Origin of the sequence: Pseudomonas sp. NPDC089406, assembly GCF_044900265.1 — a bacterium.
GTDB lineage: Bacteria > Pseudomonadota > Gammaproteobacteria > Pseudomonadales > Pseudomonadaceae > Aquipseudomonas > Aquipseudomonas fakonensis.
The window spans coordinates 1-15,716 of sequence record NZ_JBJDNC010000001.1 but is presented as its reverse complement, the minus strand read 5'-3'; the positions used below and the strand labels follow the sequence as shown (position 1 = coordinate 15,716).

The 15,716-nt window shown below is 66.2% G+C and carries 13 protein-coding genes and 1 tRNA gene; 8 read left to right on the top strand and 6 right to left on the bottom strand.

Features of this window, described 5'->3' with window-relative positions; all coding sequences use genetic code 11:
• Window positions 1-2: 2 nt before the first annotated feature.
• Both ACI2KK_RS00070 and ACI2KK_RS00065 read left to right on the top strand, forming a co-directional pair.
• Window positions 3-1,433: an aldehyde dehydrogenase family protein gene (locus tag ACI2KK_RS00070; protein ID WP_404667428.1), complete on the top strand. Its 1,431-nt coding sequence runs from the start codon at window positions 3-5 to the stop codon at window positions 1,431-1,433.
• Between the two features lie 607 nt (window positions 1,434-2,040).
• A complete protein-coding gene (locus ACI2KK_RS00065) occupies window positions 2,041-2,295 on the top strand; it encodes a hypothetical protein (RefSeq protein ID WP_404667427.1) in 255 nt (84 codons plus the stop codon).
• A gap of 156 nt (window positions 2,296-2,451) precedes the next feature.
• On the opposite strand, the gene ACI2KK_RS00060 is transcribed toward ACI2KK_RS00065, so the two are convergent.
• Window positions 2,452-4,851: a DUF3772 domain-containing protein gene (locus ACI2KK_RS00060; RefSeq protein ID WP_404667426.1), complete on the bottom strand. Its 2,400-nt coding sequence runs from the start codon at window positions 4,849-4,851 to the stop codon at window positions 2,452-2,454.
• A gap of 55 nt (window positions 4,852-4,906) precedes the next feature.
• The gene (gene ada, locus ACI2KK_RS00055) at window positions 4,907-5,947 is read right to left on the bottom strand and encodes a bifunctional DNA-binding transcriptional regulator/O6-methylguanine-DNA methyltransferase Ada (RefSeq protein WP_404667425.1); all 1,041 of its coding nucleotides are present in this window, start codon (window positions 5,945-5,947) and stop codon (window positions 4,907-4,909) included.
• A 213-nt stretch (window positions 5,948-6,160) separates the two neighbouring features.
• On the opposite strand from ada, the gene ACI2KK_RS00050 reads away from it, so the two are divergent.
• Together ACI2KK_RS00050 and ACI2KK_RS00045 are read left to right on the top strand one after the other, a co-directional pair.
• A complete protein-coding gene (locus ACI2KK_RS00050; protein WP_369988145.1) occupies window positions 6,161-6,676 on the top strand; it encodes a sigma-70 family RNA polymerase sigma factor in 516 nt (171 codons plus the stop codon).
• Window positions 6,663-7,619: a DUF4880 domain-containing protein gene (locus ACI2KK_RS00045; RefSeq protein WP_404667424.1), complete on the top strand. Its 957-nt coding sequence runs from the start codon at window positions 6,663-6,665 to the stop codon at window positions 7,617-7,619. Before ACI2KK_RS00050 ends, ACI2KK_RS00045 begins: the two co-directional genes overlap by 14 nt.
• A gap of 309 nt (window positions 7,620-7,928) precedes the next feature.
• Here the strand turns inward: ACI2KK_RS00045 and ACI2KK_RS00040 are convergent, their stop codons facing one another.
• Together ACI2KK_RS00040 and ACI2KK_RS00035 are read right to left on the bottom strand one after the other, a co-directional pair.
• Window positions 7,929-9,086: an MFS transporter gene (locus ACI2KK_RS00040; RefSeq protein ID WP_404667423.1), complete on the bottom strand. Its 1,158-nt coding sequence runs from the start codon at window positions 9,084-9,086 to the stop codon at window positions 7,929-7,931.
• A 501-nt stretch (window positions 9,087-9,587) separates the two neighbouring features.
• The gene (locus tag ACI2KK_RS00035; RefSeq protein ID WP_404667422.1) at window positions 9,588-10,793 is read right to left on the bottom strand and encodes an MFS transporter; all 1,206 of its coding nucleotides are present in this window, start codon (window positions 10,791-10,793) and stop codon (window positions 9,588-9,590) included.
• A 194-nt stretch (window positions 10,794-10,987) separates the two neighbouring features.
• On the opposite strand from ACI2KK_RS00035, the gene ACI2KK_RS00030 reads away from it, so the two are divergent.
• Window positions 10,988-11,920 carry a FecR family protein gene (locus ACI2KK_RS00030; RefSeq protein ID WP_404667421.1) on the top strand — a complete coding sequence of 311 codons (933 nt, stop codon included), beginning with the start codon at window positions 10,988-10,990 and terminating at the stop codon, window positions 11,918-11,920.
• Between the two features lie 96 nt (window positions 11,921-12,016).
• Window positions 12,017-12,093, top strand: a tRNA-Met gene (locus ACI2KK_RS00025).
• Between the two features lie 54 nt (window positions 12,094-12,147).
• On the opposite strand, the gene ACI2KK_RS00020 is transcribed toward ACI2KK_RS00025, so the two are convergent.
• Window positions 12,148-12,765, bottom strand: coding sequence for a LysE family translocator (locus ACI2KK_RS00020; RefSeq protein WP_404667420.1), 618 nt, complete (start codon window positions 12,763-12,765; stop codon window positions 12,148-12,150).
• A gap of 196 nt (window positions 12,766-12,961) precedes the next feature.
• Here ACI2KK_RS00020 and ACI2KK_RS00015 point away from each other — a divergent pair, with 196 nt between their 5' ends.
• Window positions 12,962-13,864: a LysR substrate-binding domain-containing protein gene (locus ACI2KK_RS00015; RefSeq protein ID WP_404667419.1), complete on the top strand. Its 903-nt coding sequence runs from the start codon at window positions 12,962-12,964 to the stop codon at window positions 13,862-13,864.
• On the opposite strand, the gene ACI2KK_RS00010 is transcribed toward ACI2KK_RS00015, so the two are convergent.
• A complete protein-coding gene (locus ACI2KK_RS00010; protein ID WP_404667418.1) occupies window positions 13,804-14,388 on the bottom strand; it encodes a YcbK family protein in 585 nt (194 codons plus the stop codon). The genes ACI2KK_RS00015 and ACI2KK_RS00010 overlap by 61 nt on opposite strands.
• 68 nt (window positions 14,389-14,456) lie before the next feature.
• On the opposite strand from ACI2KK_RS00010, the gene ACI2KK_RS00005 reads away from it, so the two are divergent.
• Window positions 14,457-15,620, top strand: a complete 1,164-nt coding sequence (locus ACI2KK_RS00005; RefSeq protein ID WP_404667417.1) for a hypothetical protein — start codon at window positions 14,457-14,459, stop codon at window positions 15,618-15,620.
• Window positions 15,621-15,716 lie beyond the last annotated feature (96 nt).

Below are 15,716 nucleotides of genomic sequence, written 5' to 3'. Positions count from 1 at the left end.
CCATGACCACTCCCCACTTCATCGACGGCCGTTGGGTCGAAGGCCAGGGCAACGACTGCATCGTTGTCCACGACCCCTCCAGCGGCCAGCCGTTCGCCGAACTGATGGCCGCCAGCACCGCCCAGGTAGACCAGGCCGTGGCCGCTGCGCGGCGCGCCCTAGCCAGCTGGAAAACCGTCACGCCAGCCGAACGCGCCGCCTACCTGCGCGGCTTTGCCGAACAGCTCGGCCAGCGCCGTGACGAACTGATCGCCCTGCAAATGCGCAACAACGGCAAGCCGCGCTTCGAGGCCGAGATCGACCTGGACGATGCCATCGCCACCTTTGCCTACTACGCAGACCTTGCCGAGCAACTGCCCGGCAAAAACCGCGACGTACCCCTGGCCGCACCGGGCTTCACTGCCCGTACACGCCTTGAACCGGTGGGTGTGGTCGGCCTGATCGTGCCGTGGAACTTCCCGCTGGTGACCAGCGCCTGGAAGCTCGCCCCGGCCCTGGCGGCCGGCTGCACCGTGGTGCTCAAGCCCTCCGAAGTGACCCCGCTGGTGGAGCAGGCCTACGGCCAGATCGCCGAGCAGCTGGGCCTGCCGGCCGGGGTGCTGAACATCGTCAACGGCAAGGCCGAAACCGGCGCCGCCCTGAGCGGCCACAACGGCCTGGACAAGCTGTCGTTCACCGGCAGCAACGGCGTTGGCAGCCAGGTGATGCGCGCCGCTGCCGCGCAGTGCCGGCCGGTGACCCTGGAGCTGGGCGGCAAGTCGGCCATCGTGGTGTTCGACGATTGCGACGTCGACCAGGCGGTGGAATGGATTGTCGCCGGCATCACCTGGAACGCCGGGCAGATGTGCTCGGCCACCTCGCGCCTGTTGGTGCAGGACGGCATCGCCGATGCCCTGCTGCCGCGCCTGCAGGCCGCGCTGCAGCAGTTGCTGGTGGGTAACCCGCTGCTCGAAGAGGTTGGCATGGGCCCGCTGACCAGCCAGGCGCAGTGGCTGAAGGTGGCCGGCTACTTCGCCACCGCTCGCGAAGAAGGCCTGAAATGCCTGGCCGGCGGCCAGGCGCTGGACCGCGACGGCTGGTTCGTCAGCCCCACGCTGTATGTGGATGTGCCCACCAGCAGCCGCCTGTGGAGCGAGGAAATCTTCGGCCCGGTGCTATGCGCCCGGCGCTTTGCCAGTGAAGCCGAAGCCATCGCCCAGGCCAACGACAGCCGCTTCGGGCTGGTGGCCACCGTGTGCAGCGCCGACCTTGAACGCGCCGAACGCGTGGCCGATGCGCTGGAGGTGGGGCATGTGTGGATCAACTCGGTACAGGCGGTGTTCGTCGAGACCTCGTGGGGCGGCACCAAGGGCAGCGGGATTGGCCGCGAGCTCGGGCCTTGGGGGCTTTCGGGATATCAGTCGGTGAAGCATGTGACGCGGTGTTTGGGGTGAGTTTTTAGGCGTTCCTTTTGAGGATTTCGGGGGGCTGGCAGGTCTGGTAGCACATCCCTTTCGAAGGCTGTGGGAGGCTGACTGATCTGGTAGCCATCCCTTTCGCGGGCTGTGGGAGGCTGGCAGGTGCATGGCAAAAGAGTTTCAGCGCCTGTGAGATCGAGCGCCGCGCGGGCGGCGCTCGATCTGATAGGCGCTGCAAGGCTATCGGCGAACACCTGTCAGCCCTGACGCGATCGCATGCAGAACCCATCGCGGGGCAAACCCGCTCCCACGCCGGTCCAGTACCCCTCTCCATCCGTAAGACATTTCCGAACTTGAAACAAAGTGCTTCAAAGCCCATCAGCTTGGGAATTACCCTACGCGCGCTGCAGACGCTTCGGCATTGTCGATCATCACTAGCAGGACTAACTTCCCCCGGGTCGTCGTAATGGCGACCGGGTGTGAGAGCCTGAGATCTGGTTTGCAGCCTAGCGGCAGCTGTACGCGGGCAGGCTTTGTCCTGGCCGGGTTCCCAGGTCTCCGGTCTCTCACCCCGCGTCCAGCTGCCACCCAATCCTGTGAGAGGGATCAGCGTGCAGCTCCTGACCAACCTGGGAGATTCACGATGAAAAAACTTGTCCCCGACCCACCCACCGCAAAATCCGCACAACGCCCCTTCTTCACCATCAACCACGACATGCCCGTCGCCGAGGCGCTGGTGCACGCGATCCAGCTGATGCGCGGGATCGAAGACACCATCGATGAATACTGCTGCGCCCTGGCCGGGGAGCCGGGGTTGGGGATGCTGGTCAATGCCGCGCACAACGTGCAGATGGGGCGGGCGTTGGCAGAGCATGCGTTGAAGGCCGGGCAGGCCTGAGTTGGCCTGCCTGTGCCGGCCTCATCGCCGGCAAGCCGGCTCCTACAGGGTCATGCGATCCCTGTAGGAGCGGCCTTGTGTCGCGAAAGGGCCGCGTAGCGGCCCCGGCGATTTTGCATGAGGTCGAGATCCTGGGGCTAGAAATTGAGCCTGCTGTCACGCAGGCTCCTCCGGCCGTGGCCCTTCCTGCACCAGCACCATGCTCGCCGGTGACGACAGGGCGATGCCCTCCTCGCGCAGCCGGCCAAGAATGGTGAACAGCAGATCACTGCGGGTGCCCGAAACCTGCCGCGGCGAGGCCACGTAGCCGCTGACGCCAATCACCATGCCGCTGGCAGTCAAATCCTTGAACGACACCGAGCAGGCCGGCGCATCGAGAATCGCCTCGTGCTCGTGGTACGCCGCCAGCAGTACCTCGCGCACCTTGGCAGGGTCCGTCTCCAGCGGAAGGGTGAGGGTGATGCCGACCACGCCCAGGGCATTGGCCATGGTCACGTTGCGCACGTTCTGCGAGATGAACTGCGAGTTGGGCACGATCACCGTCGAGCGGTCGGACATCTGGATTTCGGTAGCGCGCACGTTGATGCGGCGGATATCACCCTCGACCCCCGCCAGGCTCACCCAGTCGCCCACCTTCACCGGGCGCTCGGTCAACAGGATCAGGCCGGAGATGAAGTTCTGCACGATCTGCTGCAAACCAAAACCGATACCCACCGACAGCGCACTGACCACCCAGGTCAGGCTGGTGAGGTTGATGCGCAGGGTCGACATCACCAGCATGGCCAGGAACAGGAAGCCCAGGTAACCGACCAGGGTCACCAGGGAGGCGCGCATGCCGGCGTCCATGTCGGTTTCCGGCAGCAGGCGCTCGCTCAGCCAGCGCTTGACCACGCGGATGGCGAACCAACCACCGACCAGCATCGCCAGTGCCAGGAAGATATCCGCCGGGACGATGTTCAGGTTGCCCAGCACCTTGCCGCCACTGCCGTCCCAGTCGGCCAGGCTCAGCAGCAGCTCGCCGGGGCTGGTGCCCGACGGCATGAACGCCAGCAATGCGGCGCAGAACAGCAGCACGGTGCGGCCGATACCGGCCAGGATGGTGCTGGCCTGGGCCTGATGGCGCTGTTGCAGGCCCAGGGCCGAGGCCAGCGCCAGGCCGCCGGGCTGGCGTGGCGACAGCAGGGTTTCGCAGAGGTCGCCAAACACCGTCACCAACAGGTAGGCACAGGTGGTGACCACGCTGATCCACAGCAGCTTGGCGGTCAGGAAGTACGCCAGGGTGAGGTAACCGGCCAAGAGCGTCAGCAGAATCAACACCACCCACACCACGATCACGAACGGGATCAACCCGGCCAGGCCCGTCGGGCGCTCCAGTTCATGCTTGCGCCGGGTGCGGCGGTAGGCCACCAACGCGGCGACGAACAGCAACGACACCACCAGCGCGGTCAGGCCGTTGGTGGCCAGGGTCAGCGCCAGGCTGGTGCCGATCACGCTGTTGATGCGCTCCTGGGTGAGCAGCACCATCAGGCTCAGGGCCAGTGCCTTGGGGAACCAGCCCAGGGCACTGGCCACCTCGTCAGGGATTGGCGGCAGGCGCCAGGACGGGCGCTGCAGCATCAGCATGGCGCGGCCGAGGCCTGCGATGAAGGCGCTGAACACCACCAGGGTGAGCACGTGGTTGGTCAGGCTGGCCACGTCGCTGCCCAGCTCGGCGCTGCTCTCCAGCCCCCAGCGCAGCAGCGACACGGACCCGGCGATGGTGCCCAGGGTGGCCAGGCTCACGCCCAGTGCCAGGGCGCTGCGGCGCAGCCGGCCTTCGGGCAGCCAGCGCACCATGGCCTTGGCCAGCAGCCGTTCGAGCAACTTGCGCAGCAGGGTCCAGACCAGCACCGCCGCAATCAGCGCAGTGATGAACAGCCCACGGTTCTCGACGCTGAAAGCACTGGCCACAGCATCGGCAGCCTCGCCGCGCAACTCGCGCAGGCGTGCCACGTCTTCGTCGGTGGGGCGGATCAGGCTCGACCAGAACGCCGGGCTCAGCGGGCTGGCGGCGCGGCTGGTGATCTGCGAGTTGAACAGGCTGCGGCGCAGGTTGACGATTTGCGTGGACAGGTCGCGGGCCGACTGGGTCAGGGTGGTGGCCTCCTTCTGCTCAGCCAGCACCGCGTTCTTTTCATCGGTAAGCTGCTGGCGCTGGCGGGTCAGGCTTTCGGCCTCGTCCGCCTGCACCGGGCCGATCACCTTGAGCTGGTCATCCAGGCGCTCGACATCGGTGGTGCGCTGGGTGGCCAGGGCATCAGCCTGGCGCTGCACCTGCATCGCCGACTGGCGCAGTTGCGAGAGCAAATCGTCATTGGCATTGGCGGTGACGCCCTGGCGGATCTGGTCCAGGCGCTCGCTCAGTTGCTCAAGGCTTGCGTCTTCGTCCAGCACCTGCTGTTCGGCCACCGCCAGGCGCGATACCGGCGTGACAGGCGCCGCCCAGGCCGGCATGGCCACCCACAACAGCAGGGCCAGGATGCCTGCATAAAATCGCTCAAGGCTGACACGCCCCATCGAACATTCCTCTAGCACAACTCGACAAAGAGGAAATTCTACGCGTTCCGCAGGTTCAAGAGGGCGCCGTTTCTCGGCCCAGCAGCTGGCGCTTGCGCTCTACCCCCCAGCGGTAGCCGCTGAGGTCGCCGTCGCGGCGCACTACGCGGTGACAGGGGATGGCCACGGCGATGCTGTTGGCCGCGCAAGCCTGGGCCACGGCGCGTACCGCACGGGGCGCGCCGATGCGCTCGGCGATGTCGCTGTAGCTGACCCGGCAGCCCGGCGGCACTTCGCGCAGCGCCTGCCATACGCGCTCCTGAAAGGCCGTGCCCTGCACATCCAGCGGCAAGGCCAGGCCCAGGGCCGGCGCTTCGACAAAACCGATCACCTCGGCGACCAAGCGCTCGAAGTCAGCATCGCCACCAACCAGCCGGGCCTTGGGGAATTTGTCCTGCAGGTCACGCAGCAGCGGCTCGGGTTCATCGCCCAGGAAGATCGCGCAGATGCCGCGCTCGCTCTGCGCCACCAGGATTGCCCCCAGCGAGCATTGGGCCAAGGCAAAGCGGATTACCGCGCCCTCGCCGCCTGCGCGGTACTCGCGCGGGCGCATGCCCAGGCGTTCGCCTGCGCTTTCGTAGAAGCGGCTGTTGGAGTTGTAACCGGCATCGAAAATGGCCTCGGTGACACTGCCGGCCTCGCCCAGCCGCTCGCGCAGGCGCCGGGCGCGAAAGGCCGAAGCGTAAGCCTTGGGGGTCAGGCCGGTTTCGGCCTTGAACTGGCGGTGCAGGTGGAACGGGCTGACGTTCAGCGCAGCGCCGAGCTGATCGAGGCTGGGCGCCGGGTCGCCGGCTTCGATCAGGCGGCAGGCGCGGGCCACCAGGTCGGTGCGCCGAGGGCTGGCCCAGCAGCGTTTGCAGGCCCGGTAGCCGGCAGCTTCGGCCTGGGCGGCGGCGTCGAAGAACTCGACGTTCTCACGCTTGGCCAGGCGCGACTTGCAGGCTGGCTGGCAATACACGCCGGTGCTGCGCACGGCGTAGACGAAATGGCCGTAGGCGGTGCTGTCCCTGGCCTGCACGGCTTGCCAGCGGTCGGCGTCGGTGGTGTAGGGCTTCATCGGGGGCTCTCCGGGGTGCGGTAGGGCTAGCCTGACAGGGTTGACCGAAGCTATCACTCCGATTCTTGCAGGTAATTCCACGCTCACCCTCGCAGGTCAATGAACAACCATTCATCGGCAAAAACCTTGGCATACCATTGATCTGCCAGCACTGCCCCACATAGAATTGAGAACAATTAACAATCACATTCCTCGGGCAAGGCTCTTCTGACGATGCAGATCAATGACACGCTGAAACCGGCCGAGGTCGATCTGCTCTATCAAACCCACCACCGCTGGCTGCGCGGCTGGCTGACCGGGCGGGTGGGTTGCCGCGAGCACGCCGCGGACCTTGCCCAGGACACCTTCGTGCGCCTGCTCAAGGCCCGCCAGGTATCGCCGCTCAAAGAGCCCCGCGCTTACCTCAGCAGCATCGCCCGGGGGCTGATGATCGACCAGTTCCGCCGCCGCGCGCTGGAAAAGGCCTACCTCGAAAGCCTGGCCAGCCTGCCTGAGCAGGAGGCGCCCAGTGAAGAACAGCGCCTGGTCATCCTCGACACCCTCGAGCGCCTCGACCTTGCCCTGCACAAGCTGCTGCCCCGGGCACGCCAGGCATTCCTGCTGGCCCAGCTCGACGGCCTGCCACTGAACCAGATCGCCCTGCAGTTGAACGTGTCGCGGGCCACGGTCGAGCGCGACCTGGCCAAGGCCCTGGGCGCCTGCTACCGGTTGCGCTATGCCGACGCCTGAGCAACCACCCAGCCAGGCCCAGGTCGACCAGGCCATCGACTGGCTGGTGCGGCTGCGCTACGACAGCCCCGGCCCGCGCACCGAGCGCCAGTTCCAGCTGTGGCTTGCCAGCGACCCGCTGAATGAACGGGCCTGGCAACGGGTAAGCGCCATGGGCGACGAACTGGCCGGGCTGCCGGGCGAGCTGAGCCGGCGCACCCTGGACGCCAGCCAAAGCCTGCGCAGCAGCCGGCGTGACCACCTCAAGCTGTTGTCGCTGCTGGCCGCGGGCGGCGCAGTGGGCTGGACCGCGCGCGAACCACTGGGCCTTACGGCCTTGATGGCCGACAGCCGCACCGCCACCGGTGAGCACCGCGACCTGACCGGCAACGACGGCAGCCAGATCTGCCTGAACACCGACAGCGCCATCGACCTGCACTACAGCGCCGACCTGCGCCACCTGACCCTGGTGCAGGGTGAAGTCAGCCTGAACAGCAACGCCGGCGATAACCGCCCGTTCCATATCGTCACCCGCATCGGTGACCTGGCCACCCAAGGCGGCCAGCTGCTGCTGCGGGAAAACAAAGAAGGGTTGCTGCTGGCGGTGCGTCACGGCGAGGTGACGCTGTTCCCCGCGTCACCCGCCGCCCACCCGGTCAAAGCCGGCGAGGTGCTGCAGATTTCCAGCAATGGCCGCTACCAGCCCGCCACCCTGCATGGCGACCCTTGGGGCTGGACCGAAGGCGTGCTCAGTGTGCAGCAGATGCCGCTGGGCGAGTTCGTCGACGAGCTGTCGCGCTACCGCCCGGGCCTGCTGCGCTGCGCGCCGGAGGTGGCCGGGTTGAAGGTGTCCGGCACCTACCAGCTGGCCGATACCGACCAGATTCTGCTACTGATCGCCCGCAGCCTGCCGGTGCGGGTCGACTACCGTACGCGCTATTGGGTGAGCATCGGCGCGGCGTAAGGCCTGGGTTGGGCTTGCCGCAGGCTTTGCACAATCCTGTGGGAGCGGGCTTGCCCGCGCTGAAAGCACCGCGCGGCATGGCACGGGCTTTGCCCGTGTTCGCGGGCAAGCCCGCTCCCACAGGGATCGCGCCAGCTTTTAGAAGTTGAGCAAGACAGTTGCTCCCACAGGTACGGCGCTTGCCGCAGGCTTTGCGCAATCCTGTGGGAGCGGGCTTGCCCGCGAACACCGGCGCAGCCGGTGCCATCCACCGCGTCGCCTGCCGCGGCTAAAGCCGCTTACAGGACAGGCGGTGCGCTTGTGACCTTGTCAGTCCACCGCCGCCTGCAACCTGCCCGCCCGGCGATAGGCCTGCCGCGCAAAGCACACGAACAGCCCGGCCATCAGCGCCAGCGCCATGGGCAAGCCATGGGGCGCCACGTCCATCGCAGCGCCGCTGACCAGCGGCCCCACCAGGCTGCCCACACCCCACAGCAAGCCCACGCTGGCATTGGCCGTTACCAGGTCCTGGCCCTTGAAACGCTGGCCGATCAGCACCAGCGCCAGGGTGTAGATGCCCCCCGCCACCGCGCCCAGCACCACCAGCAGCGGCCACAGCAGCCAGGTCATCTGCAACAGCCACGGCAGCGCGATGCCGATGCCCATGGCCACCAGCCCGCACACCAGGTGCAGCCCGGTGCGCTCGACCCGGTCGGCCAGCCAGCCCAACGGCAGTTGGAAGACCATGTCGCCGGCAAACACCACAGTCACCATCAGCGCCGCCACACCCACGGCAAAGCCATGGCTGGTGGCGTACACCGGCAGCAGCGACAGCACCACCGCATCGAAGAACGAGAAGAACAGCACCGCCACGCACAGCGCCGGGGCGACGCGGAAGAAGCCGGCCAGGCCGAAGCTTTTTTCGCCCTCTTCGTGCTCGACATGGTCGTTGGGCACGGTGAACACAATGCACAGCAAGGCCAGGCCGTAGCAGGCGGTGACCACCCCGGTCAGCCACGGGCTGTCGGCGCCCAGCAGCGCCAGCAGCGCCGGGCCCAGTACCTGAAAGCCAGTGAAGCTGGTGGCGTACAGGGCCATGATCTTGCCGCGGTTATGCTCCGGGCACAGCTCGTTGACCCACGACTCGCCGAGGATGATCGCGATGCCCATGCCGATACCTAAGCCCAGGCGCAGCAGCGCCAGCCACAGCATCGAGTCGAAGGCCCACTCCAGCAGGGCGATGCTCAGGGTGCACAGGCTGAAGCTGAGCAGGTAGATGACGCGGCGGGTCAGGTGCTTGCAGCAGGCATCGACCATGAACGCCGAGAGCATCATGCCCGCTGCGGGTATCGCCGAAATGATGCCGATCTGCAACGTGCCGGCCCCGGCCTCGTGCAGGCGCAACGACACCAGCGGCAGGCTCGCCCCCAGGCTGAAGCCAACCACCGAAACGGCGAACAACAGGCCCGCCAGCAAACGCATGTTCATGTACCACTCCTTGCAAACCGGCACGCACGGGCGCAACGCCCGGGCCGGCTGAAAAACCACTGAAAGATGTTCGAACGCAGGCGCATGCGCACACGCCGGCAAGGCGCGGCACGCAGGGGCGCGGATCAGTTCAGGGCAAGGTGTGGCGAGAAGGTGAAGGCAAACAGCACGCTGCGCCGACGCTTGAGCACCGTGTCGCTCGGCCACGCGCGGCGCGCTGTCGGAGCGACAGGCTGGCGGGGGGAGCTGAATACATCGGTACGGCGCATCGCTTGAACTACGCAGGTGGAAGAATGGAGGCGGCACTCTAGGCCAGCGGTGATGGTTGCGTCAATCGCCGGCAAGCCGGCTCCTACAAGTACGGCGCAGGTTTGAAGGCTATGCGGTCCCTGTGGGAGCGGCTTCAGCCGCGAACACCGGCGCAGCCGGTGCCATCCACCGCGTCGTCTGCTTCGCGGGTAAACCCGCTCCTACAGGTACGCGGCGCTCATGCGAACACTGTCAGCGCTTGCCGGTAGACGGCAGGAACACCGCCAACAAGCCGAACAACGGCAGGTACGAGCACACCCCGTACACATATTCGATACCCCGCAGGTCGGCCACGTAACCCAGCAGTGCCGCGCCGATACCGCCGAAGCCGAACATCAGGCCGAAGAAAATCCCGGCGATCATCCCCACGTTGCCCGGCACCAGTTCCTGGGCATACACCACGATGGCCGAGAACGCCGAAGCCAGAATGAAGCCGATCACCACGCTGAGCACGGTGGTCCAGAACAGGTCGGCGTAGGGCAGCACCAGGGTGAACGGCGCCACGCCAAGAATCGAGAACCAGATCACCGCCTTGCGCCCGATGCGGTCGCCGATCGGCCCGCCGAAGAAGGTGCCGGCCGCCACCGCGCCGAGGAACAGGAACAGGTGCAACTGCGAGCTGGCCACCGACAGCTGGAACTTCTCGATCAGGTAGAAGGTGAAGTAGCTGGTGAAGCTGGCCATGTAGAAGTACTTGGAGAACACCAGCAGCCCCAGCACCACCAGCGCCATCATCACCCGCTGGCGCGAGATGCCGTGGTTAGCCTGCACCGCCTTGCGCGCCTTGGCCTGGTTGAGGTGTTCCTTGTACCAGCGGCGCAGCATCAGGGTGACGGCGAAGAAGAACAGCGCCGCCACGCCGAACCAGGCCACGTGGGTCTGGCCGAACGGGATGACGATGGCCGCCGCCAGCAGCGGGCCGAACGCAGAGCCTGCGTTACCGCCCACCTGGAAGGTCGACTGGGCAAGGCCAAAACGCCCGCCCGAAGCCAGCCGGGCGATGCGCGAGGTCTCGGGGTGGAAGGTCGACGAGCCGATGCCCACCAGCGCCGAGGCCAGCAAAATCATCGGGAAGCTGCCGACGAACGCCAGCATGACGATACCCACCAGGGTGCACAGGGTGCCCATGGGCAGCAGGTTGGGGGTTGGGCGCTTGTCGGTGAAAAAGCCCACCCAAGGCTGCAGCAGCGAGGCGGTCACCTGGAAGGTCAGGGTGATCAGGCCGATCTGGGTGAAGCTCAGGTCGTAGTTGGCCTTGAGCATCGGGTAGATGGCCGGCAGCACCGACTGGATCAGGTCGTTGATCAGGTGCGCCAGGGCGCAGAAGGTGATGATGCGCATCACCAACGGGCTGGCGGTGCTGGTGGCGCTGCTGGTCGAGGTACTGCTGGTGGCCATGGGCTCGGTTTCCGTGCGCAGGTTGGGAACCGATTATCGTGAAACAAATAGATACGAAGCTACCTTTTTATTTGCATGGGCCACCATCCATCTGGCACGCACTTGTAAATGGTTCTCAATATACTTAGCATCCTTGCATCTCCTCACCGTAAACGCTGGGCGTAACCGCCCTGCCCTTGCGAGCACCCCACCCCATGAGCCCGATGCCCGCCTTGCAGCAGCCCGACCCCGAGCAGGAAGCCCTGGACTGGTTCTCGCGCCTGCGCCAGCCAGGTTGCGACGAAGCCCTGCGCCAGGCCTTCGGCAACTGGTGCCAGGACCCGCTCAACGCCCGCGCTTACGCCCAGCTGGAGGCCTACTGGCAAAAGCTGCAGGCGCCGGAGCCCGCGCGCCCGCGCCCGCGCGAAACCCGCCTGCGCCGCAGCCGCGTTGGGCTGTGGCTGGGGCTGTTGTTCCTGATGGTGCTGGCAGTGCTGGCCTTTCTCTACTGGCCCATGCTGCAACGCCTGAGCTGCGAGCTGCACACCGACAGCGGTGAACGGCGCAGCGTGCGCCTGGCCGACGGCTCCACCCTGCACCTGGACAGCGCCAGCGCGATGAACGTCGATTTGCGCAGCCGCACCCGCCTGCTGCACCTGGTGCAGGGGCAGGTGTACCTGGAGGTGATGCTCGATGGCCGGGCCATGGAGGTGCAGGTGGACGATGCGCGTATTCAGGTATTCGGCACCCGCCTGCAACTGGCCCGCTACAGCGACCACGACGAACTGGTGGTACTGGCCGGCAAGGCCGCCGTGCTGCTGGGCGGCGACCAGCGCATGGTCAATGCCGGCGAACGGGTGACCTTTACCAGCACGCGCATCAATTCAACGGAAAAAACCGACGCCAAGGCCGCCGACGCCTGGCGCCGTGGGCGCCTGCAAGTCAAGGAAAGGCCGCTGGGTGAAGTGCTGGAGCGCCTGGCCGGTTACCAGGGCCAGCGGGTTTGGCTGATGGACGAACAAGCCGGCTACCGGCGGGTGAGCGGTGATTTCGACCTGGATCACCCGGCCCAGAGCCTGCAACAGCTGGCCAGCGAACAGCACCTGAGCCTGCACGGGGTGCTTGGCCACTGGCTGATCGCCCGCTGAACCGGGTATGCCGGCTAAGTTTTTGAAAGGTTGGAAATTTTTTTTGAAGTGAGTGTTGACAGGTTGGCCTTTCGAGCTAATAATGCGCGCCAAGTTGGCTACATAGCTCAGTTGGTTAGAGCATAGCATTCATAATGCTGGGGTCCGGGGTTCAAGTCCCTGTGTAGCCACCACCTTCAAAAAGGGCTTATCGAAAGATAAGCCCTTTTTATTTGCCTGCAGAAAACCTACCTCACCCCCGCCACTGCCACGGCCAGCCCCAGGCCGATCAACGCCACGCCGATGACCCGGTCCACCAGCAGCTGGCGCTCGATCATCAAGCCTCGCAGCCCTTCGCTGGAAAAGAACACCGCCACCAGGCTGAACCACGCCCAGTGGGCGAACGACATGAAGCCGCCGTAGGCAAAGCTCAGTGCCAGCGAGCTGCCGGGCTGCACCACTTGGGTGTAGGCGCTAACCACGAAGAGCATGGTCTTGGGGTTGAGGGCGTTGGTCAAAAAGCCGGTGCGCAGCGCCTGGGCAAGGTGCGCGTTGTTAGTGACGTCCAGGCCGTCGAGCTGAATGTGCGTGCGGTTGGTCAGCGACTTGTAACCCAGGTAAATCAAATAGCCCGCGCCCAGCAGCTTCATGGTCAGGAACAGTGCCGGGCTCTGGCTGATGACTACGGCAATGCCGAGCACGGTGTACAGCACATGTACCTGCACGCCCAAGGCAATGCCCACGGCGGCGGCCAGGCCAGCCTTGCGGCCCTGGGCGTAGCTGCTGCGGGTGACCATGGCGAAGTCGGCGCCGGGGCTGATGACGGCCAGGATGGTGAACAGGGCGATGGCGAGGAGTTCGGCCATATAGATACTCGATGGGAATTGACTGAGGCGTGAGTATCGAATGACTGGGCAAGGCATAAAATCGATTAATTACGTTGTGGATCTGCTAGTTTTCTTCACACATTTTTTATTGATGCCACTGGCCCTATCGCCGGCAAGCCGGCTCCTACAGGAGATCACCTGCCGGCGATGGGGGCAGTAAAGCCAGCAGAAATCTATGAAACTGCCCCCACTCGCCACCCTGCGCTACTTCGACATGGCCGCCCGCACGCAGAGCTTCGTGCAGGCCGCCGAGCTGCTGCACGTCACCCACGGCGCCGTTAGCCGCCAGGTACGCCTGCTCGAGGAAAGCCTTGGGGTCGAACTGTTCGAACGGCGCAACCGCGCCGTGCACCTGACCCACGCCGGGCGCAGCCTGCACGACACCACCCGGGCGATCTTCGAGCAGCTCGAAGGCGCCGTGCAGCGCCTGCAGCAGCCCGAGGACAAGGTGCTGGTGCTGTCCTGCGAACCCACCATCGCCATGCGCTGGCTGATCCCGCGGCTACCGCGCTTTCACGCAGCGCACCCTGGCCTGCAACTGCACCTGGTGGCCGCCGGCGGCCCGGTGGACTTCACCCGCGGTGGTATCGACCTGGCCCTGCGCCGCGACGACTTCCACTGGAGCCGCCAGTTGCACAGCCAAAAGATCTGCGACGAATGGATCGGCCCGGTCAACGCGCCGGGGCACCAGGGCACACGCCTGCTGCACAGCGCCACCCGCGCCGATGCCTGGGCGACCTGGCAACGCCTGGCCGGCCAACCTCCAGGCAGCAGTGAGCGCAGCGACTTCGAGCACTTCTACCTGTCGATCCAGGCCGCCAGCGCCGGCCTTGGCCAGGCCATGGCCTCGGCGCTGATGGTGCGTGACGAACTGGACAGCGGCCAGTTGCAGGCACCGTTCGGTTTCATCCGCGACGGCTCTGCCTACCACCTGCTCAGCCCGCAGCCACTGAACGACGGCAGCAAGCGCCAGCGCTTCGCCGAATGGGTCAGCGGCGAATGCCAGGCTTGCCTGGCTCACTTGAGCCTGGGGCAGAACGACGAACCCGCCCCGCCATCGCCACCCCAGGTGCGGTAGCCGGCGGTGTCGATATGGATGCGCCCCGACGGGTAACGCCCCAGCCCCATGTTCCAGGCCTCGCCGTGCTGCTGCCAGAAGCGGCACAGCGGGTTGGGGTCTGCCCAGGGCGGCAGCAACAGGTCGACGGCGAAAGCGCGCATGTGGGCGCTGCTCGGGGCGCCACCGGCGCAGGCATTCAGGCGTGGGTCGCGGTAGGCCGACACCACCTCGAACGGGCCCAGTGCGCCTTGCTCGCCCAGCGTCTTGAGCAGTGCCAGGGTGGAGCGCACTGCCGGCCAATGGCTGGCCGGTGGCACCGCGAACGGCGCGGCATGGCACAAGCGCCAGTCCGAGGCCGAGCGCAGCAACTGGTGAATGGGCACTACCCCGTACAGCCGCGCCTGCACCAGCATTTCGCGAAAGGCGCGGTTCTCGTGGTCACCGGCCCACTGGGCGAACATCCACAGGTCGCGCTGGTCGGCCTGCGCGGGTAGCACAGCGCAAAAAGCCGTGGCCAGCAGCCACATCCGGGCACTTTTCATCCCCCCTCCTCTTCATCCACCATGGGCGCGCGCCCGCCGTCCTGGCGGCCACTGACATGGAGTTAAGCATGCACAAGATTGCACTATCGGGCCTGGCCGCCCTCGCCTTCAGCGGCCTGGCCATGGCTGACGCGCGCATCGACCTGGGCGACGCCCAGCGCGCCACCCGCCTGTTCGCCTTCCCCAACAACTGCCACGTAATCTGCTACCGCGACTGGACCCTGGAACAGACCGTCGAGCACTACCTGACGCAAAGCGTGCAGCGCGACGGCTACACCGACGCCAAAGTGCAGGTAACCCGCGAACACGACCGCCTGCATGCCCGTATCAGCGGCGTGCCCGAAGGCTACACCGAGCCGCTGCGCAAGCTGCTCGACAGCGGCGAGCTGGCCTATGAAGGCGCCAGCAAGCTGAACAAGGACGGCAAATGGTCCTATGACTGGTACCTGTTCCTGCCGCTGGGCATGGCCCTTGAGCAGCGCCGCAGCATCGAGCTGTTGCACTTCCCGCCGGACTATTCGCTGACCCGCTACCAGGATTACCTCGAGTCCAGCACCACCGACCGCTGGGCCGAGCTGCTGACCTTCAATGGCATCGAGGCAGCCAGCACGCCGGCCTACCAGACCATCATCGACATTGCCCCCATCGCCGCGCCAGCCAGCGCCGGCAGTACGCTGGAGGGCACCTACAGCTACTTCCACGACTACCAGGTGCGCATGGTCAAGGAGATGGCCCTGACCCAGGGCGGCAAGGCCGCCTTGCCGATGGTCGCCTTCGGCGCGCCGGTGCGCAGCTGGGTTCAGCAGCAATACGGGCCCAAGGTGGATGTGCTCGGGCTGGTCGACATCAGCCCCGAGCCGGGCGCGGCCAAGGTGCCGGTACTGGGCGCCAACCACCCGAGCGCCATCTGGTACGCCGCCGACCCGAAAAGCTACAACGGTGACCAGGAAAAAGCCGATGCCGCCGGCCTGAAGATGATGGGCCAGGACTTGTCTGCCGCCTGCTGGCAGGCCGGCATTGGGCGCAACCCGCAGGCTGATGCCAAGCTGACCTTGCAGGCCTGTACCAGCAAGTGGCAGGTGACCCAGAAGAAGCAGACCTGCGAGCTGTTCTACCGCACCATCCGCGAGATGACCCCGGAGCAGGCGGCGGCCAAGTGCAATACCGGGGCAGCGACGCGCAACCTGCGCGATTTGCGCAAACCGCTCGAGGTGCAGCAGCCGGAGATCTGAGGTGTAGGAGCGGGGGGGGGGGGGGGGGGGGGGGGGGGGGGGGGGGGGGGGGGGGGGGGGGGGGGGGGGGGGGGGGGGGGGGGGGGGGGGGGGGGG

What these genes read in the sequence shown, in the direction of transcription:
- ACI2KK_RS00070 (WP_404667428.1), top strand. Translation starts at nt 3, where the DNA reads ATGACCACTCCCCACTTCATCGACGGCCGTTGGGTCGAAGGCCAGGGC.
- ACI2KK_RS00065 (WP_404667427.1), top strand. Translation starts at nt 2,041, where the DNA reads ATGAAAAAACTTGTCCCCGACCCACCCACCGCAAAATCCGCACAACGC.
- ACI2KK_RS00060 (WP_404667426.1), bottom strand. Translation starts at nt 4,851, where the DNA reads ATGGGGCGTGTCAGCCTTGAGCGATTTTATGCAGGCATCCTGGCCCTG.
- ada (WP_404667425.1), bottom strand. Translation starts at nt 5,947, where the DNA reads ATGAAGCCCTACACCACCGACGCCGACCGCTGGCAAGCCGTGCAGGCC.
- ACI2KK_RS00050 (WP_369988145.1), top strand. Translation starts at nt 6,161, where the DNA reads ATGCAGATCAATGACACGCTGAAACCGGCCGAGGTCGATCTGCTCTAT.
- ACI2KK_RS00045 (WP_404667424.1), top strand. Translation starts at nt 6,663, where the DNA reads ATGCCGACGCCTGAGCAACCACCCAGCCAGGCCCAGGTCGACCAGGCC.
- ACI2KK_RS00040 (WP_404667423.1), bottom strand. Translation starts at nt 9,086, where the DNA reads ATGAACATGCGTTTGCTGGCGGGCCTGTTGTTCGCCGTTTCGGTGGTT.
- ACI2KK_RS00035 (WP_404667422.1), bottom strand. Translation starts at nt 10,793, where the DNA reads ATGGCCACCAGCAGTACCTCGACCAGCAGCGCCACCAGCACCGCCAGC.
- ACI2KK_RS00030 (WP_404667421.1), top strand. Translation starts at nt 10,988, where the DNA reads ATGAGCCCGATGCCCGCCTTGCAGCAGCCCGACCCCGAGCAGGAAGCC.
- ACI2KK_RS00020 (WP_404667420.1), bottom strand. Translation starts at nt 12,765, where the DNA reads ATGGCCGAACTCCTCGCCATCGCCCTGTTCACCATCCTGGCCGTCATC.
- ACI2KK_RS00015 (WP_404667419.1), top strand. Translation starts at nt 12,962, where the DNA reads ATGAAACTGCCCCCACTCGCCACCCTGCGCTACTTCGACATGGCCGCC.
- ACI2KK_RS00010 (WP_404667418.1), bottom strand. Translation starts at nt 14,388, where the DNA reads ATGAAAAGTGCCCGGATGTGGCTGCTGGCCACGGCTTTTTGCGCTGTG.
- ACI2KK_RS00005 (WP_404667417.1), top strand. Translation starts at nt 14,457, where the DNA reads ATGCACAAGATTGCACTATCGGGCCTGGCCGCCCTCGCCTTCAGCGGC.